21 protein-coding genes are annotated in these 22,518 nt (G+C 38.0%); 4 read left to right on the plus strand and 17 right to left on the minus strand.

Features of this window, described 5'->3' with window-relative positions; translation table 11 throughout:
* The first annotated feature begins 151 nt into the window (after window positions 1-151).
* The gene (locus tag R3E32_17055; protein MEZ4886448.1) at window positions 152-1,600 is read left to right on the plus strand and encodes an ATP-binding protein; all 1,449 of its coding nucleotides are present in this window, start codon (window positions 152-154) and stop codon (window positions 1,598-1,600) included.
* A gap of 5 nt (window positions 1,601-1,605) precedes the next feature.
* Here R3E32_17055 and R3E32_17060 read toward each other — a convergent pair whose 3' ends face one another.
* From R3E32_17060 to R3E32_17085, 6 genes are all read right to left on the minus strand, one after another.
* Entirely contained in the window at window positions 1,606-2,964 is a 1,359-nt protein-coding gene (locus tag R3E32_17060) for a hypothetical protein (protein ID MEZ4886449.1), read from the minus strand.
* A gap of 343 nt (window positions 2,965-3,307) precedes the next feature.
* Window positions 3,308-3,787 (minus strand): hypothetical protein, encoded by a 480-nt coding sequence (locus R3E32_17065; protein MEZ4886450.1) that lies wholly within the window; start codon window positions 3,785-3,787, stop codon window positions 3,308-3,310.
* A complete protein-coding gene (locus R3E32_17070; protein ID MEZ4886451.1) occupies window positions 3,784-4,842 on the minus strand; it encodes a 2-oxoacid:ferredoxin oxidoreductase subunit beta in 1,059 nt (352 codons plus the stop codon). Before R3E32_17070 ends, R3E32_17065 begins: the two co-directional genes overlap by 4 nt.
* Before the next feature lie 73 nt (window positions 4,843-4,915).
* A complete protein-coding gene (locus R3E32_17075) occupies window positions 4,916-6,751 on the minus strand; it encodes a 2-oxoacid:acceptor oxidoreductase subunit alpha (protein ID MEZ4886452.1) in 1,836 nt (611 codons plus the stop codon).
* 143 nt (window positions 6,752-6,894) lie between these two features.
* Window positions 6,895-7,083 carry a hypothetical protein gene (locus R3E32_17080; GenBank protein ID MEZ4886453.1) on the minus strand — a complete coding sequence of 63 codons (189 nt, stop codon included), beginning with the start codon at window positions 7,081-7,083 and terminating at the stop codon, window positions 6,895-6,897.
* Complete coding sequence (locus R3E32_17085) at window positions 7,080-7,655, minus strand: RNA polymerase sigma factor (GenBank protein MEZ4886454.1); 576 nt, start codon at window positions 7,653-7,655, stop codon at window positions 7,080-7,082. The genes R3E32_17080 and R3E32_17085 overlap by 4 nt, the downstream gene beginning before the upstream one ends.
* Before the next feature lie 321 nt (window positions 7,656-7,976).
* On the opposite strand from R3E32_17085, the gene R3E32_17090 reads away from it, so the two are divergent.
* Window positions 7,977-9,032, plus strand: a complete 1,056-nt coding sequence (locus R3E32_17090) for a beta-ketoacyl-ACP synthase III (protein MEZ4886455.1) — start codon at window positions 7,977-7,979, stop codon at window positions 9,030-9,032.
* 269 nt (window positions 9,033-9,301) lie between these two features.
* Here R3E32_17090 and R3E32_17095 read toward each other — a convergent pair whose 3' ends face one another.
* Window positions 9,302-9,595, minus strand: a complete 294-nt coding sequence (locus R3E32_17095; protein ID MEZ4886456.1) for a hypothetical protein — start codon at window positions 9,593-9,595, stop codon at window positions 9,302-9,304.
* Window positions 9,596-9,765: 170 nt separating this feature from the next.
* Between R3E32_17095 and R3E32_17100 the strand changes: the two genes are divergently transcribed.
* On the plus strand, window positions 9,766-10,848 hold the full coding sequence (locus R3E32_17100) for a leucine-rich repeat domain-containing protein (protein MEZ4886457.1): 1,083 nt from the start codon (window positions 9,766-9,768) through the stop codon (window positions 10,846-10,848).
* 342 nt (window positions 10,849-11,190) lie between these two features.
* Here the strand turns inward: R3E32_17100 and rluF are convergent, their stop codons facing one another.
* Both rluF and R3E32_17110 read right to left on the minus strand, forming a co-directional pair.
* Window positions 11,191-12,294, minus strand: a complete 1,104-nt coding sequence (rluF, locus tag R3E32_17105) for a 23S rRNA pseudouridine(2604) synthase RluF (protein ID MEZ4886458.1) — start codon at window positions 12,292-12,294, stop codon at window positions 11,191-11,193.
* A 29-nt stretch (window positions 12,295-12,323) separates the two neighbouring features.
* Entirely contained in the window at window positions 12,324-13,034 is a 711-nt protein-coding gene (locus tag R3E32_17110; GenBank protein MEZ4886459.1) for a hypothetical protein, read from the minus strand.
* Between the two features lie 487 nt (window positions 13,035-13,521).
* On the opposite strand from R3E32_17110, the gene R3E32_17115 reads away from it, so the two are divergent.
* Window positions 13,522-14,781, plus strand: coding sequence for a DEAD/DEAH box helicase (locus tag R3E32_17115; GenBank protein ID MEZ4886460.1), 1,260 nt, complete (start codon window positions 13,522-13,524; stop codon window positions 14,779-14,781).
* A gap of 281 nt (window positions 14,782-15,062) precedes the next feature.
* Here the strand turns inward: R3E32_17115 and R3E32_17120 are convergent, their stop codons facing one another.
* The 8 genes from R3E32_17120 to coxB form a co-directional block, all read right to left on the minus strand.
* Window positions 15,063-15,605, minus strand: a complete 543-nt coding sequence (locus R3E32_17120; protein MEZ4886461.1) for a DUF420 domain-containing protein — start codon at window positions 15,603-15,605, stop codon at window positions 15,063-15,065.
* 27 nt (window positions 15,606-15,632) lie between these two features.
* Window positions 15,633-16,274 (minus strand): SCO family protein, encoded by a 642-nt coding sequence (locus tag R3E32_17125; protein ID MEZ4886462.1) that lies wholly within the window; start codon window positions 16,272-16,274, stop codon window positions 15,633-15,635.
* A 224-nt stretch (window positions 16,275-16,498) separates the two neighbouring features.
* Window positions 16,499-16,942, minus strand: a complete 444-nt coding sequence (locus tag R3E32_17130) for a cytochrome C oxidase subunit IV family protein (GenBank protein ID MEZ4886463.1) — start codon at window positions 16,940-16,942, stop codon at window positions 16,499-16,501.
* A 104-nt stretch (window positions 16,943-17,046) separates the two neighbouring features.
* Window positions 17,047-17,730: a cytochrome c oxidase subunit 3 gene (locus R3E32_17135; protein MEZ4886464.1), complete on the minus strand. Its 684-nt coding sequence runs from the start codon at window positions 17,728-17,730 to the stop codon at window positions 17,047-17,049.
* Window positions 17,731-17,810: 80 nt separating this feature from the next.
* Entirely contained in the window at window positions 17,811-18,410 is a 600-nt protein-coding gene (locus tag R3E32_17140) for a cytochrome c oxidase subunit 3 (GenBank protein MEZ4886465.1), read from the minus strand.
* 74 nt (window positions 18,411-18,484) lie between these two features.
* The gene (gene cyoE, locus R3E32_17145) at window positions 18,485-19,393 is read right to left on the minus strand and encodes a heme o synthase (GenBank protein MEZ4886466.1); all 909 of its coding nucleotides are present in this window, start codon (window positions 19,391-19,393) and stop codon (window positions 18,485-18,487) included.
* A 37-nt stretch (window positions 19,394-19,430) separates the two neighbouring features.
* The gene (locus tag R3E32_17150) at window positions 19,431-21,284 is read right to left on the minus strand and encodes a cbb3-type cytochrome c oxidase subunit I (protein MEZ4886467.1); all 1,854 of its coding nucleotides are present in this window, start codon (window positions 21,282-21,284) and stop codon (window positions 19,431-19,433) included.
* Window positions 21,285-21,400: 116 nt separating this feature from the next.
* Complete coding sequence (gene coxB, locus R3E32_17155; protein ID MEZ4886468.1) at window positions 21,401-22,447, minus strand: cytochrome c oxidase subunit II; 1,047 nt, start codon at window positions 22,445-22,447, stop codon at window positions 21,401-21,403.
* Window positions 22,448-22,518 lie beyond the last annotated feature (71 nt).

Below are 22,518 nucleotides of genomic sequence, written 5' to 3' on the forward strand. Positions count from 1 at the left end.
ATGGTTTTTTTTGATTATTGCAGTAATAGAAAGGCAATATCGAAAAATTACGGTTAAAACAAAAATTTGTCTCATTAGAAGTAGGTTTGGATAATTGGCGGAATCTACCTATTTTTACTTACATTCCGCCAATTATCGTGATTAATACAATATGAATAGAAACACAAAAAAAGAGTTAGTAGGTAGAGTACAAGAACGAACTATTTTGGAGCAAGCACTACAATCTGATGAAGCCGAAATGGTAGCAATCACTGGACGACGAAGGGTTGGAAAGACTTTTTTGGTAAACACTATCTATGAAGGTTACATTGATTTTGAAGTAACGGGTATTCAAAATACTTCTAAACAAAAACAATTGAAGAATTTTGCCTACCAACTTTCAGAATTTTCAGGAAAACCTATTGAAAAACAAAGCGATTGGTTGGATGCTTTTATTGCTTTGATTCAATACCTCAAAACCAAACAAGGCAATGGAAAACAAAAAAGTGTAGTATTTTTGGATGAACTACCTTGGTTGGCAACTCCCAAATCGGGTTTTCTACAAGGATTGAGTTTTTTTTGGAATAGTTGGGCAGTAAAACAAAATATTATTGTGGTCATTTGTGGTTCTGCGGCTTCATGGATGATTCAGAAAGTTATCGACCACAAAGGAGGACTACACAATAGAATCACTAAACGGATTGACTTAGAGCCGTTTAATTTGAAGGAAACAGAAATGTACCTCAAAAATAGAAACATTCATTTGGATCGTTATCAAATCATTCAACTGTATATGGCAATGGGAGGTATTCCGCATTACCTCAAAGAAATAGTGCGGGGCAAAAGTGCTGCTCAAAACATTGATGCTATCTGTTTTGCAAAAGGAGGACTACTGAAAAAAGAGTTTTCAAGACTCTATCCTGCTCTCTTCAAAAATGCAGAAAATCACATTGCTATTATCAGAGCCTTGGCTTCAAAAAGACAAGGACTGACCCGAATAGAATTGGTAAAGAATGCACAACTATCTGATGGAGGTGGCATTAATAGAGTTTTGGATGAATTGATTCATTCAGGTTTTATTTCTTCCTATTATCCCTATGGAAAAAAGAAGAAAAATGTATTGTATAGATTGACAGATGAATACTCTTTATTTTATCTGCAATTCATTGAAGGAACGGTTAATCAGGGAGAGAATATTTGGCAAAAACTAAGTCAGACTCAAACCTACAAAAGTTGGAGTGGCTATACCTTTGAAGGAATTTGTCTAAAACACAACCCACAGATAAAGAGAGCCTTGAGCATTGGAGGTGTTTATTCAGAATCCTCCTCTTTTTATCAACAAGGAAATCAGGATATGCAGGGCATACAGATAGATCTACTTATTGACCGAAACGATCATGTAATCAATCTTTTTGAAATCAAGTTTTACAATACTTTTTTTGTCATGACAAAAACCTATGCCAAAAGCTTACAAGAAAAGATGGCTATTTTCAAAGCCGTTACCCAAACTTCTAAGCAAATATTTGTGAACTTAATTACTACTTTTGGTTTACTACACAACGAACATAGCATTGGATTGATAGATCAAATTCTGACTTTAGACGACTTATTCGACAACTAAGTGCCTTAATGCGTTTCTCCCAACAAATCCTCCAATCGCACAGGCAAATGTGTCTTCACCCAAGCCCTAAAATCACCCTCATATCCCGACAATTGTTGAAGTTCCGATACCCGTTCATGTAGTTCATTAAGTTTCTCGTCCGAAAGACTAGGTGAATGACTTATCTTGTTCGCAATAGATTCCACCTGTTCGGCAGTATCCAAAGCCCTTGTTTCAAAGGCATCACCATAAACTGCCCCCGATAGTTCTGTGTCAAGGTAAGTATCTATCCATTCTTTTGTTACTATTTGACTGTGCTTCATCGAATCTTTGATATTTCCACGACCTGTCACCGTATTTCCAACAGCAAAAACATTGGGATAACCTTCCAATTGGCAACAGTTATTTTCGTTGATGTCAAACACTTGTCCATTAGCAGGAATTCCCTTAATCAATTGTGGAATACTTCCGATAGAAGAAATCACCTGTGAAGCCCAAACAAACGTTTCTGGCCCTGCAATCGGTACAATGCGTTCATCTACCAACTCAGTTTGCTTGAAAGCCAATCCTACCAAACGCCCATTTTCCACGATTTTGTCCACAGCCGCATGAAGCGGTTTTACATTGAAGAGGTATTTGCTTTGGTAGTTGTTCAAAATCTTTTCTTGAATCATCCTCACCTTCTCCATTTTTTCGGGAGAATCTGCTTGTGTAGGCGACAGAGGCATATCTTTGATTCGGCGGCGGTAATACAATGTCGCTCCCTTCAAACCCAAATCCTCCAAAGTATAGCCCAACTGATCCAATACCTTCGCAATACTTCTATCCAGCTGAAACATATTCACTTCATGTCCCTTTTCCTTCAATGCTCGCTGAACGGTCAGTATCATCAGCACCTTCAAAACATCCAAAGAAGCCAAGCCACCGCCCACAACGATTGTATTGTCCAGTGCTTCAAATTGTGGCCCATTGTAGTTGGGCTCGTGAAAATGATTGAACCAATAAATGAACGAATTTTGGTAAATCAAACCTTTGTCCACATAGTCGTCAATGCCTTCAATCGGCAACGGTCTATCTCGCCAAGCACCAATCGCCAAAATCACCGCACTGAATCCCCAATTCACCAATTCTTCAAACGAAATCTCTCGCCCCAAACGAATATGTGGCACAAAACGCACCAATTCGTGGCTCAATTTTTCGTTGATTTTTTCTTCTTCCTGGTCTCTCAACTTGTTGTGCCATTTGGGTAAACCGTCTTCAATTTTGCCGTAGGGCAAAGTATTTTGATCAAAAACGACACAGGGAATATTGCGTTGGATAAACTGATAAGCAGCTTCTGCACCAGATACAGCTCCACCAAAAATCGCTACAAGGTGATTAGACATAGTTGGTTTGTTTTAGAAAGTTTAGACTTTAAACGAAAAATTAAAGATGCAAGAAGTAAGATTTTTACTTATTGACAATCAATTATTTACGCTTAATTTAGCGAATAATTATTGGCTTTAAAACTATTGACAATTCAATTGATTGACTCCGAAATTACAACCAATCCATCTGCGAAATATTCAAAATCTGTGATTTATTTCGTCACTCAATCGGTTTGCATATGGCTTGTGGCGGTTTCAAAGCACTTTCCTATCTCCCGAAACCAAAGCTGGCTACGGAGCGAAAGCCTTGCTGGCAGCCGTTCACCCGCCATAAGCTATATGTGTTGTTGTACAACGTTTTTTATTCAAGAATTTCCCATTCACCAGTTTGAATATACTCGTCAATCACAAATTGAGGACCTTTGTTATCAATCTCCCCTTTTATTTTGTTGGCTAATTCCTGTATGTCATCGGAAGTCAAAGGTTGCTCTCGTTTTATCGGAATACTTGTTTCTAACGCTTCATAGTCATTTTCCTGAATTAGTATCCTGTGCGCTACGACATAATGTTTGTAACCATTTTCTTCAATAACAAATACGTTACAGGCTCCCCGCGATGTAAACTTCTTAAATGTGATTTCTTCGTCTTTAAATCCTCCTTTGTATATCTTGAAATCGGTTAAATAAATGGGAATCGATAAATACTCTGCACCTTCAATTAGAATGTCTTTGTTTATACCTGAATCAGCACTTCCTCTATACAGGAATTGATTGTGGGTAATCGAGTGATCAATTAACCGGAAAGTTCCAGATTCCTTTATTTCTTCAATTGTTCGTTTCATTTAATGTTGTACAACGTCCAAGTTTGATTACCTGCAATGAGTTGGTTCAAATCCCCTTCTCCTTTTTTGCCGACTGCTTCCTTCAATTGATCGTAAAGCATCTCTTCATAACAAGGACGCTCAACTGCATACAAAACCCCAAAAGGTCTTGGCAAATAATCTTCTGTAATGACCGTACTTGGATTATCAAAAAAGCGAGTCAATATTTGCGCTTTGTAAATATCCGTTTCGTCATGTATCCAAAGGTCGGACTCGGTAAAGCCTGAACCCTCTAAATCAACAACTCTTGGTCTCAATCCGTCCAAACGAATCCCTTTACTGCTTTCCTTGCCAAATACCAAGGGTTTGCCATGCTCCAAAAAGATGGCGGTTTCGGGTTTGGTGTCTTTGTCAGTAAACGAAAAGAAAGCGCCATCGTTGAAGATGTTGCAGTTTTGGTAAATTTCTAAAAAAGAAGTGCCTTTGTGAGCGTGACTTCTAAGGAGCATTTCCTGCAAATGTTTCGGGTCTCTATCCATTGACCTCGCCACAAAAGAAGCATCTGCGCCCATCGCAAATGCCAGCGGATTGACAGGTCTATCCAACGAACCCATTGGAGTAGATTTGGTGACTTTGCTCAACTCCGAAGTTGGCGAATATTGCCCCTTAGTCAAACCGTATATTTGGTTGTTGAACAACAAAATATTCAAGTCAAAATTTCGGCGAAGAATATGTAGCAGGTGATTACCGCCAATAGACAAACCATCGCCATCACCAGTCACCATCCATATAGAAAGGCCAGGATTTGCCATCTTCAAACCCGATACAAAAGCTGGCGCACGTCCATGAATCGAGTGCATTCCGTAGGTTTCCATGTAGTAAGGAAACCGAGAGGAGCAGCCAATACCTGATATCACTGCCACTTCATCTTTGTTCAGTTCCAAATCCGCCATCACTTTCTGTACCTGCGAAAGAATGGAGTAATCCCCACACCCCGGACACCAACGAACATCTTGATTCGTAGCAAAATCTTTTGCTTTGAGTGTACCGTTGGATTTGATTGTATCTATAGCCATTTGTATTGTTTTTTACATTATTAACTTTGGAGTCATTAAGGACGAATAAATTTGCCATTGCAGAAAAGTCTTCCTAAAGCAATCCTTTAATCACCTCCCTCAATTCACTTTTCGCAATCGGAACGCCTTGAATCTTGTTGAACTGCTCGACCTTCAATAAGTACTTATCTCGAATCAATTTAGAAAGTTGTCCATTGTTGATTTCAGGAATCAATACTTTATCAAAATTGAGCAACATTTCACCCAGATTTCGAGGAAAAGGGTTGAGATAGCGGAGGTGAGCGTGTGAAACACTATATCCTTCTTCTATCAAATCTTTCACCACCGATTTAATAACGCCATAAGTAGAACCCCATCCAAGTACCAAAACACTGCCTCTGTCCTCTCCTACTTCCATTTGTTGTTCGGGTACAAAATCTGCAATTTTATCCACTTTGGCTTGGCGAATTTTAGTCATAAACTCGTGATTCGCTTGGTCATAAGACACATTCCCTGTTCTATCCTCTTTCTCCAATCCGCCAATGCGATGCGCCAAACCAGCAGTGCCAGGAATGGCCCACTCCCGCACCAATTGTTCATTTCGGTCGTAAGGCAGAAATGATTCTCCTGCCGCTTGTGGTTTTTTGAATTGCACCTTCATATCAGGAATGTCGTCTGCATTGGGAAATTTCCAGGGTTCTGCACCATTCGCAATGTAGCCATCACTCAACAAAACGACAGGAACCATGTGCTGCACCGCAATTCGACAGGCTTCAATGGCAGTATAAAAACAGTCGGAAGGAGAATGGGCTGCAATAACAGGCATCGGACATTCCCCGTTTCGTCCATACATGGCTTGCAGCAAATCGGACTGCTCGGTTTTGGTGGGCAAACCCGTTGAAGGGCCTCCACGCTGTATATTGCAAATTACCAGTGGTAGTTCCAAAATCATTGCCAAACCAATGGCTTCTCCTTTGAGGGCAAGTCCGGGACCAGAAGTACCTGTGATGGCCAAATTGCCACCATAAGATGCTCCAATTGCAGAACAAACGGCTGCAATTTCATCTTCCGCCTGAAAAGTTTTTACCCCAAAGTTTTTGTATTTGGAGAGTCCATGCAGTATATCGGAGGCTGGAGTAATTGGATAAGAACCGTAAAATAAGGGCAATCCGAGTTTTTTGGAAGCAGTAATCAATCCGATGACCAATGCTTCATTTCCCATGATACTGCGATATGTACCACTTTGAAGGGGAGCAGCTTTCACCTCATATCGGGTAGTGAAGGTTTCGGTAGTTTCTCCAAAATGATAGCCCGCATTGAGCGTTTTGAGGTTGGCTTCTAATATATCAGGTTTACTTTTGAATTTGGCTTTCAAAAACTGAATGGTACTTTCTAATTTGCGGTTGTACCTCCAATAGAGAAAGCCCAAGACAAACATATTTTTGGAACGGTCTTTTTCCTTTGTTCCCAATGGGATTTCCTTCAAACATTCACGGGTAAGCTTGGTAATCGGCATTTTATATACCTCATAACCTTCTAAGGTATCGTCTTCGAGTGGATTCACATCATATTTTGCCAATCGGAGATTTTTGCGGTCAAAGCCTTCTGTATCAACGATAATTGTTCCACCTCTTTTAATATTTTTGAGATTGGTCTTTAAGGCTGCAGAGTTCATGGCGACTAATACATCGAAGTGGTCACCGGGGGTGAAAATGGGAATGCTTCCAAAATGGAGTTGAAATCCTGAAACACCTGCAAGTGTGCCTTGTGGCGCACGTATTTCGGCGGGAAAATCGGGAAATGTGGCAATATCGCTACCTGTCAAGGCTGTATTGTTGGTGAATTGGCTGCCTGTGAGCTGCATTCCATCCCCTGAATCGCCTGCAAATTTTATGGTGATTTCTTTTTTAATTTCTATCGTTCTGCTCATAATACATTCGTTTTTTGTCAAGAAATGATACTATAGAATCTTTTCTTGTGTTAGCAGATACTAAGATAAGGAATTACAGTAAAAAAACAAGATTTTGAAGTAGTTTTTAGTTTATCTTGTTTCTTAATATATGTGCAGGCGAATCAATCTTCAAAGAAGGTATTGGTCATATCAATATTGGCTTCAATGGGTTTGACAAAAAATAAATCAGCCAAATCCAATATAAACTTCATCGAATCCACACTATTCATCACCTCCTCTTTCAGATCTTCTGGAATAGGTTTCTTCTTGCCAAGTTGACGGAATGCTTGAATGTAATTTTCATCTGTCATTGAAGTATAGATTTTTGTTCATACATTTTTTTGAGTTTAGCTCTTGCTCTTTTTAAACGCATCTTCACCGCTCCTTCTGATATATTCAGTATTTCTACTATTTCATTAATTTTTAGCTCATCTTGGTATTTCATCAACAAAAGCGTTTTTTCATCGGGGTCTAAAAGTATAAAAACTTCTTCCAACCGCTCCAATCGCATTTCTTTTATTTCGACATCTTCTACTTCATCTTCAATGTTTTCTGTATCACTTAGTACAACATCTCGTATTATTTGTGTATTGTTTTTTTGTTCTTTTTTCAAAAAATCAATACATGCATTGTAGGCAATATGGTAAATCCAAGTAGAAAAACTGGCATCTCCTCTGAAGGTGCCGATTTTCACAAAAGCTTTTACCAAAATGTCATGAACCAAATCTCTGGCATTGTCTTCGTTTTTTACCATCGAAATACACTTTTGATAGACTTTCGGCGCATATTTGTCGTACAACAAGCCAAAATACTGCGTATCTCCTGTGTCTTTTAAAAGCTGTATGATTTCTTTATCCGATAATTCAGAAGATTGTTTCATCATTTCTCACATATCCAACTTGTTATTCATCAAACTTGTAAAGTTGAAATAAACAAATCTTTGATTGGTTTTGATAAAAATGTTTATTCAAATCTAAGGAAAATATCTAAACTAATAAAAAATGATAGATAATATATCTCTATCAAATACCCTAAATCATTATTGCGATTGAAGTTGATTTTTTAGGTAAAGAAATTGAATCCTTTAATTATTTACATATAGACTGTTATTGAGTTTTAGGTAACAATCTAAAATTAAAAAAAAAAACTTATTTTTGTTAGCTTGACAAACAATCACATATAATACAAACAATTAAATATCAATATGTTACGTTCAAAAATTGCAGGAATTGGTTACTATGTACCTGAAAGAGTGGTGACAAATGACGACTTGGCTAAAGTTATGGATACTTCGGATGAATGGATTCAGGAACGAACAGGTATAAAAGAAAGAAGATATGGGGTAAGATTTGAAGAATCTACTTCGACAATGGGAACTAAAGCTGCTCGGACTGCCATAGAACGTGCGGGACTTGAGCCAAAAGATATTGACTTTATTGTGTTTGCCACCCTCAGCCCTGACTACTATTTTCCTGGAAGTGGTGTTCTATTGCAGCGTCAATTGGGTATTCCTGGTATTGGAGCATTGGATGTCAGAAATCAATGTAGTGGATTTATTTATGCGCTTTCGGTAGCAGATCAGTTTGTAAAAACGGGAATGTACAAGAATGTGCTTGTAGTAGGTGCTGAATTGCATTCTTTTGGACTGGACTTTAGCACAAAAGGGCGAAACGTTACCGCTATATTTGGTGATGGTGCGGGGGCTGTTGTATTACAGGCGGCAGCAGATGGAGAAGGTAGGGGCATACTTTCTACACATTTACATGCCGATGGGGAACATGCCGAACAGTTGGCAATGATTAATTTTGGTTCTCACTCGGCCATACATTTGGGAAAAGAACGCTTTGGTTTTAATGAAGATGCGGAATATGGTGAGTTGATGCTGAGTGAAAAAATGTGGGAAGAAAAGGATATTTATCCAGAAATGAATGGCCCTTATGTCTTCAAATATGCGGTAACTAAGTTTCCAGAGGTAATTATGGAAGCCCTCAAAGCAAACAATTATGAGCTGTCTGATTTGGATATGTTGATTCCACATCAGGCCAATCTTCGCATCAGTCAGTTTGTGCAGAAACGCCTTCGGTTGAGAGATGATCAGGTGTACAATAATATCCAAAAATACGGGAATACAACGGCTGCTTCTATTCCAATTGCACTTTGTGAAGCTTATGAAAAAGGACTTGTCAAAGAAGGAGATTTGGTTTGTTTGGCAGCTTTTGGAAGCGGCTTTACATGGGGTTCTGCTTTGATCAAATGGTAGAGGCAATTGCTACTTATCGTTATTTTAAGCCACTCACCGACTACTTATAGCCGTTTATCGAATATGAAGTTTTTGCAAGTCTTGATACTTGTATATTTGCATTGTAAGGTTTGAGAAAACATTGCACCACACACAAATTTAGACACACACATACACATTTTATATTTGTTACTTATAAATCACACTCAAGAAGCTGGAAACCTAAAAGGTATTTCCAGCTTTTTTTTACAAAATTTTGAAAAGACCAAGATTTGTGTTGCTGATAAGATTTACTGAATCAACAACAACAGTGAATCCTCCTCGCCTACTACTTGGTGAACTACTTTTTCTACAATCTCCACAAAATCATTGGGTACAGATAATAGAATGGTTCGTTCCTCTTCTTCGTACATGGCTTTTCCTGTAAGCAATACAAGCACTGCATTGGTTTTGCTGTGGTGTTTTTTAAGGACTGTTCCTTTTTTTAATTGCAGTAAGGTGGCAGTGCCGTTTCCTTCTTCGTTCAAAATTCGCTTGGTTGCAATGGCTTTGTCACTGTCAAGAATTAGGGTAGATAGATTCATTTTTGGTGTTTTTTTTTGAAAATCTTGATCCTGTCTTAAAGGTAGGTGTTTTTGATATTGAAAGGGATGATGTAGAGTGGGGTTTTGTGGTGATTTTGATCAATCATAGAAAAATCTGGAACGTTTAGGCACTATATTATGTTTTAGTCAAAAAAAATACATTAATAAGTATGAAATACTTCATCCTCTCAGTTTTTATTCTGACTATTCTAACTGCGTGCAATGACAACCAAGAAAAAATACCCTCAGATTCTTTTGTTAGTCAAATTAATGAACATCGAGATAAGCGACAATTTTACTTAAGAATATGGGATGATTTTTCTGCTGAGTATGTCCTTACACTAGATAGCTTGAAAAATATTCAACCTAAGAATGTTCAAATAGTTGATTTAATTGGAGACGACGAACTATCTTTCTTTTTAGAAAACCTTCGTCAATATCAATTTTTAGAGGCGATTAGAATTACGCAAGCCTCCGTAAATGAAGGGATTTTTGATTCATTGATAAATAAGCTTAGTCCTAAAAAACATTTTAAGAAATTGATTTTGTGGAGTTGCAATATAGAAAATGTACCTGCATCGATTAGCAAATTGAAAAATCTTGAATCGCTCGACCTCCCTTATAATCACATTAAAAGGCTGCCACCAGAAATCGGGAGTTTAAAAAAGTTAAAAATGTTGCGTTTACACTCAAATCCACAATTTGAATCTCTTCCAGTAGAAATTGGGCTGTTAGAAAATTTGGAACACTTAGATTTTGCAGGTACAAAAATATCACAAATTCCCTCGACTATAGGAGGGTGCAAAAATCTTATAAACCTCACGGCCAATGCTTGTAAAATCACTCATATCCCAAAAACACTTGGTAGGTGCATGTCATTGAAGTGGCTAAACTTTGGGGCAAATAAAATAACTGAAATCCCTGATGAAGTAGGTAATTTACATCAATTGGTGGTGTTGAGTTTAGGAATGAACCGCATAAAAACCCTTCCAGACAGTTTTCAAAAATTGACGAAACTAGATTTTTTTGATATTTCAAACAATCAACTCAGTAAATTCCCAAGCCAAGTACTTACCTTCCATAAAGTTGTTAATTTATGGGTTCACAAAAATTCATTTAACCGAATCCCCATTGAGCTAGCTGATTTGGAAAATTTAAGACAGTTTTTAGTTGATGAGTCAGAAATACTAAAATCTGACGTTGAGGCAATTAAAAATAAAAACCCTATCATAAATTTTGTGAGTAGGTACTGAGTCGTCCTAAAAAAACCTTACAATCCATCCTCTCCAAATTCCAAATATTCACCCGCCAAAGCCGTATTCATGCGTTTGTAAATCAATACCACGCTGTTGTGTGCCTCCAAAATATGCTGCAGATCAAAATGCAAAGTTGGATTTTTCTGCAATGCCTCTTCAAAATAAGATTTTAGGAGTGCTTTGTTGCCGAGCGTGCTGTCTGCAATGTTGGAGTAAGCAGCGATTTTTGGAGAAGTATGTGCTATGTTAGGAACGCTGAAAAAATAACATTACAAATTTTCTTTAATAAAGAACTGATATTGAAGTGCTTTTTTCATTTCTCGGCAACAGTTTGTTTGGTCATTTCTTCTTTTTTGCTTGAGTTGGCCCTAATTTCTTCGACACCATCTTGTTACGTCTGGGTTTAGCCGATGACTTTGGTTTTTTGGCAGCTTCTTTTTTCTTTTTTGAAGCAGACACAAATTTTTTCTTCGCCCCTATTTTTTTGTCCTTGTCACCTGTTTTTTTATCACCTCTCTCAAGCGTACCCTTTTTTCCCTTTGAAGAATCTCCTGTTTTTTTGCCGACAAACGGTTTATTTTCAGACTTCATTGCAGCCGTTTCTTTGAGTTCCTTTTCAGTAGAAATCGGTAGATTTTTTGAGTTCCTTTTGCGCTTACTCGTTTTGATTCTTCGCTTATTTTCATCCTCCGATGCCTCTTCCGTTTTTGAAGAAGAGGAAACCATTAGGTTGATTTCTTGCATCTCCAATGAAGTCAGTTCTCGCCATTGCCCCAATTTGAGGCTGCCGAGAGTGACGTTCATGATGCGGGTACGCTTCAATTTGGACACATTGTAGCCCAAGGCTTGACACATTCGCCGTATTTGACGATTGAGGCCTTGTGTCAAAGTGATTTTGAAGACAAACTCGGTGACTTTCGTGACTTTACACTTTTGAGTCACCGTTTCCTCCAAAGGGACACCCTCCCGCATTTTTTGGATAAATTCGGGCGTAATTGCTTGTTTTACCGTCACCATGTACTCCTTCTCATGCCTATTGCCCGCTCGAAGAATTTTGTTGACAATATCACCATCGTTGGTCAAAAATATCAATCCCTCCGAGGGTTTGTCCAATCGCCCTATCGGAAACAATCTTTGGGGGTGATTGATGTAGCTGATAATGTTGTCTTTCTCCTTGTATTCGGTCGTGCAGACAATGCCCACAGGCTTGTTGAAGGCAATGTACAAAGGTCGTTTTTTGCTGCGAATCGTTTCGCCATCGACTTGCACAATATCTCCTTCAAATACCCGATTGCCCAATGTACCGACTTCCCCGTTGAGCGTTACCCGACCATCTGCAATGAATTTGTCCGCCTGTCTGCGGGAACAAAACCCTGTTGCACTGACGTATTTGTTTAAGCTAATCGAATTTTCGTTTATTTTTTTCACCGCTGTTTTCTTCAATGTTTTATGAATCGTATGCGACTGCAAAGTTAGACAATATCTTTCCTACTCAATTGAATAATCGAAACAATGTGCATGAACACGGCAGAAGGCATCAAAAAAGCTGGCACCAACACAAATGGAAAGGTCACAACGTCCATAGGTGCCAAAGATTCGGTGCTGCCCCATATTGAAGGAAAATAAATCGTGGTGGTGAACAAAAAGATAATGGACGCAATCACCGCCAAACCTAAATAATTCCACGCCAAAGCAAATTTTTCTGAAAACAGTCTTTTGTGGAAGACCAAATAGGCTACAAAAGGTGCTGTTGCAGCAAACACCATATCGTAGTTGTAGCCTTCAAAAGTCACCTCTGAATGTAACATTCCCGCTGCAACGGTGGTCAAAAATAAGGACTCTATGCCAATTCTAAAAGTCTGATAATAAATCAACCATGACTTGGGAATGGCTGCAATGACTGCACTGTTTCGGTATCGGCGAAGGAAAAAACCAATGAAAACAAAGGCTGGTAAAATAAGAAACAAGGGAAAACGTGGAGGAAACTCAAAAGTCTGAATAATACTCGATTTGGCAACTGCAAAGGCATAGGCAATCCACAGAAAAAGCCCGATCCAAGTCCTTCCCAAGTATTTTTTGCGGACATCTGTTGGTGTGTTTATTGACTTCAATGTATGGTTGTAGCCCAACAATATAATGACAACCATAATGATTGTCAATGTAATGTAACCGAATTGTAACATGGCTGATTATTTCTTTATCGTTTTTAATTACTCTTAGAAATGGTCAAAAATAACTCTCTGATTTAAACTTTTGAAGTTTATTCTTGAAGTCCATCCGCTAAATTTACACCCAAATTTTTGTACCTCATAATAGATAATCTCAAAGAATAAGCATTGTGAAATATTTATACATAACATTAAAATTTCATTATTTAATTAATTATCCCAATGTCATTCAATTAAGCCGTTTTTAAGAGAACAGGGAATATATATTCCCTGTTCTCTTAAAAACTTACGAATCTAAAATTTTGAACTTGTCCCTTAATTGAATAACATTATTAATTATCCATTTAGGAATGGTTTTTGAAGTAGTTTGTTACTATTAGCGTCAAGTGTTGTCTTTGAATCAGAAATAAGAAAACCCCCATCCTAACAAAATTCGTTGTACCTTTGCCGCTTCATTCCGAAATGACATTATTCATAAATTGTCATTTCACAAACAATTTATATGTCATTTAATGAATTAGGCTTATCAGAAGCCATTTTGAAAGCAGTAACTAAGAAAGGCTACACAGAACCCTCTCCCATCCAAGAAAAAGCAATCCCATTGATTTTAGAAGGAAAAGATGTGTTGGCATCCGCCCAAACGGGAACGGGAAAAACGGCGGGGTTCACCTTGCCCATGCTACAAATCTTATCTCAAGGAGGACAAACAAGACGCAGACCTATCCGTGCCTTGGTATTGACTCCTACGAGAGAACTCGCCGCACAGGTGCAGGAAAGTGTCAAAGACTACAGTTTATACATAGACATCCGTTCTACGGTGATTTTTGGCGGAGTCAATCAAAACCCTCAAGTCAGAGCCTTGAGAAATGGTGTGGATATATTGGTGGCTACACCAGGGCGATTGCTCGATTTACACAGTCAAAATGCCTTGTCCTTGTCCAAAATCGAAATTTTGGTATTGGACGAAGCTGACCGTATGCTCGACATGGGCTTTTTGAGAGACATCAACAAAATCCTCAGTTTGATGCCCCCCAAAAGGCAAAATCTGCTGTTTTCTGCCACTTTTTCGAGCGATATCAAGAAATTAGCCAAAGGCTTTTTGCACAAACCTGTCATGGTGGAAGCGACTCCCGAAAACAGTACGGTGGATATCATTGTCCAAAAAGCATATTACATCGACCAAAAGAAAAAAACCGATGCAGTCATTCAGTTGATTGGAGATGGTAAATGGCAGCAAGTCTTGGTCTTTACCCGCACCAAACATGGCGCAAATCGCTTGTGTCAAAAAATGGAAAAAAGCGGCATTAGTGCTTTGGCTATTCACGGCAATAAGAGTCAGGCAGCCAGAACAAGGGCTTTAGACGGCTTCAAAAGAGGCAAAATTCGTGTACTGGTGGCTACGGACATTGCAGCCCGTGGATTAGACATTCCTTTGTTGCCACATGTTATCAATTTTGAGTTGCCCAACATTGCCGAAGCGTATGTGCATAGAATTGGGCGAACAGGTCGTGCTGGCGCAAGCGGAGAGGCGATTTCTTTGGTCAGTAGTGACGAAAGAGCCTATTTGAGAGACATTGAGAAACTCTTGGGTGAAAAACTACAAATCGAAGTATTGGAAGGTTTTGAGCCAAGCGCAAGACCTATAAGGGAAAAAAAGGAATCCTCTTCGAGAGAAAAACCTTTTAGAAAACCCAAACCAAAGACAGCAAGAGAAAATCCAAGTAGAAGACCGAGAAGATTTAGCAGCCGAAAGTCGGATTAGTGTACTGCCTCATAAATTTTTCGACACTTGAGAAGTCCGTAGGACTTGAATATTTGTAGAAAATAGTGCAAGCAATTACAGAACTCCATCGGAATTCGTGCAAAAATCACAACAATTTAATTATCAACAGTTTAGAAGATAATTTTTATTTTGCTAATTGTTTGATAATCAAAACTCTGTGTCTCCGTGCCTCTGTGTTCATTAAAAATTGCACGAACTATTGTTGTATAAAGCCTTGAACAAAACTGTATGAAGGTTATGAAATTTAGGGCTTTGTGTTTTCAATAATAAGGCGAAATCATCAAATAGACCAATACTCCCGTAATAGACACATACAACCAAAGCGGCATGGTCCATCGGGCAATTTTTCGATGTGCTTCAAATTTACCTGTAAACGCCCTGAGGAAAGTGAACAGAATGATGGGCAGTATGACCGCAGACAAAACAATGTGGGTGAGCAAGATGAAGTAATAGATGTACTTCAAAAAACCTTCCCCACCATATTTTGTCGATTCGGTCAACGTGTGGTAGGTAACGTAGGAAACCAAAAAAGTGGCTGATAGAATCAAGGCGGTAATATTGGCGGTTTTATGGGCTTTGATGTTTTTGTTCTTGATGAAATACCAGCTCATTAGTAGTAAAATCGTTACCGACCCATTCAAAAAAGCATGAAATTTGGGCAGCACTTTCAAATCGAAAGATGTGCTGATATTTGGTGGAGAGACATAAAATAATATCGTGACCAATACAGGGACTGCAATGGAGATGCCAACAATGATTTTTGCCCACAACTGTTCGTTGGAAAAAAATTTTGATTCATTCATGATATGGTATTTTAAAGGGTATTCAGATTATTGTTCATCGTTTTTCTTCAATTTCCATTCAATCTCTCGCTTGTGTTTGGTAGGATACTCCAATTGAAGCCAACGTATATCCGACATCAAAGCTTTTACATCTTGTAGGGTTTCCAAACGATAGTAACCTCTAATGATGCCTTTTCTACCTACGAGTACAACTTGTTTGGGATAAACCAATGTTTCTAAACGGGTAGAGTCGGTCAGTTTGGGAATGGGTAGGTGATACCCCTCACTTATTTGTTGGTATATATCGTCCTTTGTTCCTGTCAGCAAAAACCACTTATCACTCTCTATTTTGTACTGTTGCACCAATTTTTGAAGTCTGGCAAGTGTATCTATTAAAGGGGTGACGGTGTGCGCCAATAGCAATACTTCTTTATCGTCATCAAACTCTTCTTGAAACATTCGAAAGTACTCATTGATTTGTACAATCCTCTCCTCGTCTTGAGCCGTAAAAAAACTTACAATCAGCACCTTATCCTTTGCATCTTCTGATGTAAAAGATTTTCCAGTTTGAGTAGTGAAAGAAAAGTCTGGAATGGTATGCCACAAGGTATCATTCACTGAAACCTTGTTGGGCTGTTGTGTATCTGCAGATAATGAAATGAACCGATGCAAGCGCTTGCGTTTAGGCATTTCTTGGTTGTCGAAGTAAAAATAAAATGCAAGGGGTATAAGAATTGCAATAATATATGCAAAGAAAGTTCTGTTCATCTTGATTTTTTTATAAAACACAAAACGCTACCATTGGCGTAATAACCAAAATGATAGCGTTTTGTTTGTGCATTGTTGAATTAAATTAGAAATCAAGTAAAACTAACAATTTCTTGATTTTCATTTTATTTCAATGTTTATTTCTTTTAGTGATGATCGCTGTCTCCATGTTCATCTGCACCATGAGCTCCATGTCCACCAGTATGTTTTTCAATTTTTGCAGGATCTTTCCATCCTTGTTCGATTTGTACATCCCATCTTTGACGGTTGCCTTTCCATGCACTCCCTTCCCAAAGGAAAGCGACTATGAACCAAATCAAGAATATAGCAGGAGTCAAAATTGTCAATGCCAATGCACGAAATTCATACCGCACGTGCATGAATTCTCCAACAATGAAAAATGCTTTCAACAAGCTCGCTGCAATAAAAAAACCATTCAACAAGAATTTTGAAGTTTCTGGACTAGTATAGTTCATCCAAAGCAAAGCAGCTGCTACTTCAACAATCGTAATAAGAGATAACCATGCAGTAGCTCTCCAAACAGCGTTTACTTGACTTTTATATTGCTCTTCGGTAATATGATGTTCCATATTATTGAGAATTGTTTTTATTTAATTGTTAAATTGCTAAACGGATACATATTAGACAAGGAGACTAAACCTTCCAATAGTTGTCTCAATGTATCTGTTAAATACTACAAGAGGTAGAAGGCTAGGAATACGAACACCCAAACTAAATCTACAAAGTGCCAATACAAGCCTACTTTCTCTACCATTTCATAATGTCCTCTTCTATGAAAAACACCTTGTGATGCTTGTATCCAAATAATGATGTTCAGAACTACTCCACTGAATACGTGGAAACCGTGAAATCCTGTAATTAAGAAGAACAACATTCCAAAAGCTTGAGGACCATAAGGATTCCACCACAAGGTAGTTCCTCCATGAATCAAGTGCATCCATTCCCATGCTTGACAACCTAAGAAAGCAGCTCCACCTACAATACCCCAAAACATCCAGAACAAAACTCCGTCCTTATTCATCCTGTGTCCTTCTTGCACGGCACGAACTACAAATACACTGCTCAGAATCAGAATAAAAGTCATCAAACTCACAAATCCCAAAGGAACATTTGCCCCTTCCAAAAAAGGAAAAGCATTGAATACCTTATTTGGATCTGCCCATTCAGGACTACTAAACCTAAGTGTTCCGTAAGAAATCAACAATGCTGAAAATGTAAAAGCATCTGATACCAAGAAATACCACATCATCAACTTACCATAGCTCACATTGAAGGGCGATTTACCTCCCCCCCAATTAGAACCATCCTCATGGACAGTGTGAGTTTCATGTGCTTTGGTCAATGTTTCTGCTGCCATTAAGCTAATTTTTTATTTAAGGCGAATTTGAAGACAAAACTAATCTGTCTGCTTCTATTCTCCCTATTATTTATATTCTTTTATTGATAAAACTGAAAAAAGAAAAACAAATACACCCAAAGCACTCCTACAAAGTGCCAATAGGTAGAAAGTAATTCTATTCCAAGAAATTTTTCAGGTTTCATGTCTTCCATCAATTGCTCTACTGGATCTGCTTTTTTGAAAGTTTTGAAAAAGAAAATAGCCAAAAACAACAAACCACCGACAACATGTACCACATGTATTCCCGAAATCACATATAAGAATGCCCCTGAAGGATCATTTCCCTGCAAAATGATGCCAAAACTTGACAAAGCCAACCAGCCATAGTATTGCAATATGGCAAAGCCGATTCCGAGTAAAAACGTAAGTCCAATCATCTTTCGATAAAGCGATGCATTTCCTTTTTTAATGGCTCTTTCACCAATTATCAAAGTCATACTGCTTAACAAGATAACTAAGGTACTTATCCAAAAAATATTGGGCAATATATAATCTGTCCAATTACCTTGTGCTTTGCGAACAATAAAAGCACTCGTTAGGCCTGCAAACATCATAATGATGCTGCCAAGTCCCAACCAAAGCCCAAATTTTTTGGGATGTATGCTCGATGTTCCTTTTTTCACAGACAATGTCGACATTCAATCAAAATTATTGATAAATATACTAAATATTTATCGTTTGAAAGCTCCATCTAAAGATAGAGCATTATTTTTTATAAGAAAAACAATCTATCCAAGACCATCACGGTTTGCAAAACAGGTAGATAAACAATGGACGCAAACATCAACTTCAATGCGGCTTTGTTGTCACATTCTTTATATAGATTGTACCCATAATACAAAAACATAGTACCCAATACAATCGCAGCGATTATTGATACGATGCTTATCAAACCTATTGCATAAGGTGCAAAAGAAACGACTATCAAGGTAACAATGTACAATATAATTTGAACTGCCGTATATTTATTTCTGCCATCGGAAGGTAACAGTTTATACCCTGCTTTCTCATATTCCTCTGCTCCAAGCCATCCTATTGCCCAAAAATGTGGAAATTGCCACAAAAATTGAATACTAAATAGAACAGATGCCTCATAAGACCATAAGGAATTCGCTGCTACCCACCCAATTACAGGAGGTAAAGCACCTGGAATTGCTCCAACCAAAACTGCAATTGGAGAAACACGCTTTAGAGGCGTGTAAACAAAAGCATAACTGAATAAGGATATTGCCCCAATTAGCGCAGCCGTAGTGTTGAATAAAAATCCCAAGATTAATAATCCTGTAATCCCAAAAAAACCTGCTACCAGTAATGCTTCAACTACACTCATTCTATTGGCTGCAAGTGGACGATTTGCAGTACGAACCATCAATTTATCATAATCTTTTTCAATGATTTGATTGATAGCATTTGCAGAACCCGTCACAAGAAAACCTGCCAAACCTAAAAAAAATAAGTCAATGAACAAAAAGTTGCCTCCAACAGCCAACAAATAACCAATAATTGCAGAGAAAACAACCGTTAAATTTAGGCGTACTTTTACCAAAATCGAATAATCACTTATTTTTGATTTTAGAAAAGCAATGTATTGGTTAGAAGTAGCTTTTAAACTCGTAATCATCTTTATGCCGATTGTTTAATTTTCTACTATACTAAATCTAATGGCTTGCTTCCGTCACCTTTAATCCTTGTGCTCGCATTTCATCATCCGATACTGTTTGAGGTATGAACTCATGGTCATCTTTTCCATAGTCATATGCCCATCGGTGAACATGAGGAATAGGTCCAACCCAATTACCATGCCCTGGCTCTATTGGAGTTGTCCACTCCAATGTATTGGATTTCCATGGATTCAAACTTGTCATTTTCTTACCTTTTACAGCACTGTAAAAGAAATTGATAACAAATAAGAACTGAGCAAAGAAAACGATGATTGCAGCTACGGTAATGAATACTTTCAAGTCACCATACACATCGAAGGTTTGAAAATATTCCAAACTATAATAACGACGTGGTACACCTGTCATTCCTTGATAGTGCATGGGCCAAAAAATACAATAACTACCGATAAAAGTAATCCAAAAGTGAACATACCCAAGTGTGTTATTCATCATTCGCCCATTGAATAACTTAGGAAACCAGTGATATACTCCAGCTAATAGTCCAAATCCTCCTGCCAATCCCATTACAATATGGAAGTGGGCAGTTACAAAATAGGTATCATGCAACACAATATCTAAAGCAGAGTTTCCTAAATAAATTCCTGTCAAACCACCTGAAATGAATAAGGATACAAATCCTATGGCAAACAACATGGCTGGTGTGAAATTAATACTTCCTCGCCAAATCGTTCCTATCCAGTTGAATACCTTAATCGCAGAAGGTACTGCAATCAATAAGGTAAACAATACAAAGATAGATGCTGCAAATGGATTCAAGCCTGAAATGAACATGTGATGCGCCCATACCAAGAATGCCAATACAGTAATCGCTAAGATGGAAAGCACCATCGCTTTGTAACCAAAAATTGGCTTTTTAGAGTTGGTGGCTAATATTTCTGAAACCATACCCATTGCAGGTAAGATGATGATGTATACCTCAGGGTGTCCTAAGAACCAGAATAGATGCTGATATAAAATAGGACTTCCACCTTGCAATACTTCACCAGCTACATTTGTCAATGGAGCACCTGCAATGTAGATGTCTGACAAGTAGAAACTTGTTCCCATTCCTCTATCAAACAACAATAAAATCATGGAAGACAATAATACAGGGAAAGACAAAACACCTAGTATCGCTGTAAAGAAAAATGCCCATATAGTCAAAGGTAAACGCATCATTGTCATACCTTTGGTACGCATATTCAATACAGTAGTAATATAGTTCAACCCTCCCAATAAAGAAGAAATAATGAACAATGACATACTTAAAATCCAATACGTCATACCTGCCCCCGAGCCTTGGTCTGCTTGTGGCAAAGCACTTAAAGGAGGATAAGCAGTCCAACCACCTCCAAATGGACCAGTTTCAATGAACAAAGAAATGAACATAACTACTCCGGCACTAAAAAAGAACCAATAGGAAAGCATGTTCAAAAACGGAGAAGCCATATCCCTTGCACCACATTGAAGTGGAATCAATAAGTTACTAAATGTTCCACTCAATCCGGCTGTCAATACAAAGAATACCATCACCGTTCCGTGTATAGTAACCAATGAATAGTAACCAGATGGAGTTAAAATCCCTCCTTCAGCCCATTTACCCAGCAATGTTTCCATAATAGGAAATGCTTCGTTAGGCCAAGCCAATTGTAAACGGAAAAGTACTGACATCAATACACCCAAAAACGACCAGAATATTCCCGTTATCAAAAATTGACGGGCAATCATCTTATGGTCTTGACTAAAGATGTATTTGGAAATAAACGATTCCTTATGATGATGCTCATCGTGATGATCATCATGATCATGCACAACAATTTCGTGATGAAGTTTTATATCAGTAACAGCCATAAGGGACTATATTATTTGTATTTCGAGAAGATATATTCTCAAATATTGTTAAATAAAGTTTTCAATCTTAGATTATTGCTTCAATAGCACACAAGTACATTGAAGTGTATTAAAAGCTAAAGACTTGAAATGTCTTTTTCTTCTACTTCTGGCATTTCTTCTTCTGCCATGTTATCCGATTTGTTTTCTAATTTATCCAAGCCCAACTGCTTGTAAGTAGGTTGTTGTTCTTTGAACCAAGCCTCATATTCTTCTTCGGTTTCTACAATCACAACCTTACGCATGTTGAAGTGAGCTTGACCACAAAGTTCCGCACAAGCCAGTTCATAGTTGAAATCAGGGCCAAAAGTTTCTCGCATTTCAGCAGTTGTTTTAGTTGGGGTAAACCAAAACTGTGTAGGAATACCAGGAACACAATCCATTTTCACCCTAAAGTGAGGCAAATAGAAACTGTGTAGAACGTCCAAAGCATTCAGTTTGAAGACTACAGGTTTACCAATAGGTAAGTGTATTTCATTTGAAACAAAATCATCCTTGTTGGCAGCATCTGTCCAATCTTGTCCTATTGCATTATCAGAACCTATAAGTCGAATATTTTTTACACCAAGTTCATTATCTTCACCAGAATACCTTATCGTCCAAAAGAATTGTTGTGCAGTAGCCTCTACAACTATCGCTTCTGTTGGATGAGGGCCTGTAATTTTGAACCAATTTCTGATTCCTTCATACACTAATAGAATCATCACAATTGCAGGAATTACTGTCCAAATCAACTCCAATTTATTATTGTGAGAGTAATAGTATGACTTTCTCCCTTTCTCTTTCTTGTATTTGAAAGTAAAATAAAATAAGGCGATGTGAGTCATGACAAATACAGGAACAGTAACGACCAATGTCCATTGGAACATACTTCTCAACCAAGCACCATGCTCAGAAGATGGATAAGGTAGATAAGCGTCTCTGAACCAATATGCAGAATAAAATGAGCCTATCAAACCTGCAATTAAAAATAGCATGAATAAGGCAGCATTTATTTTATTAGACCCTTCCATTGCTTTTTCTTCATCCTTCAATATCGAAATAAATTCACTTGCTTTTGATATTTGAAAGAGAATGATAAGCACCAGAACTATTGTAAAAATACCTAAGGCTGTTGCAGACATAATATAAATAGTTAATCGTTTTTACTTTCTAAAATCTGTTGCGAATAAACACGAAGGTACAACAAATGTTC

The sequence above is a fragment of the Chitinophagales bacterium genome, from assembly GCA_041392475.1.
Taxonomy (GTDB): Bacteria; Bacteroidota; Bacteroidia; order Chitinophagales; family UBA2359; genus JAUHXA01.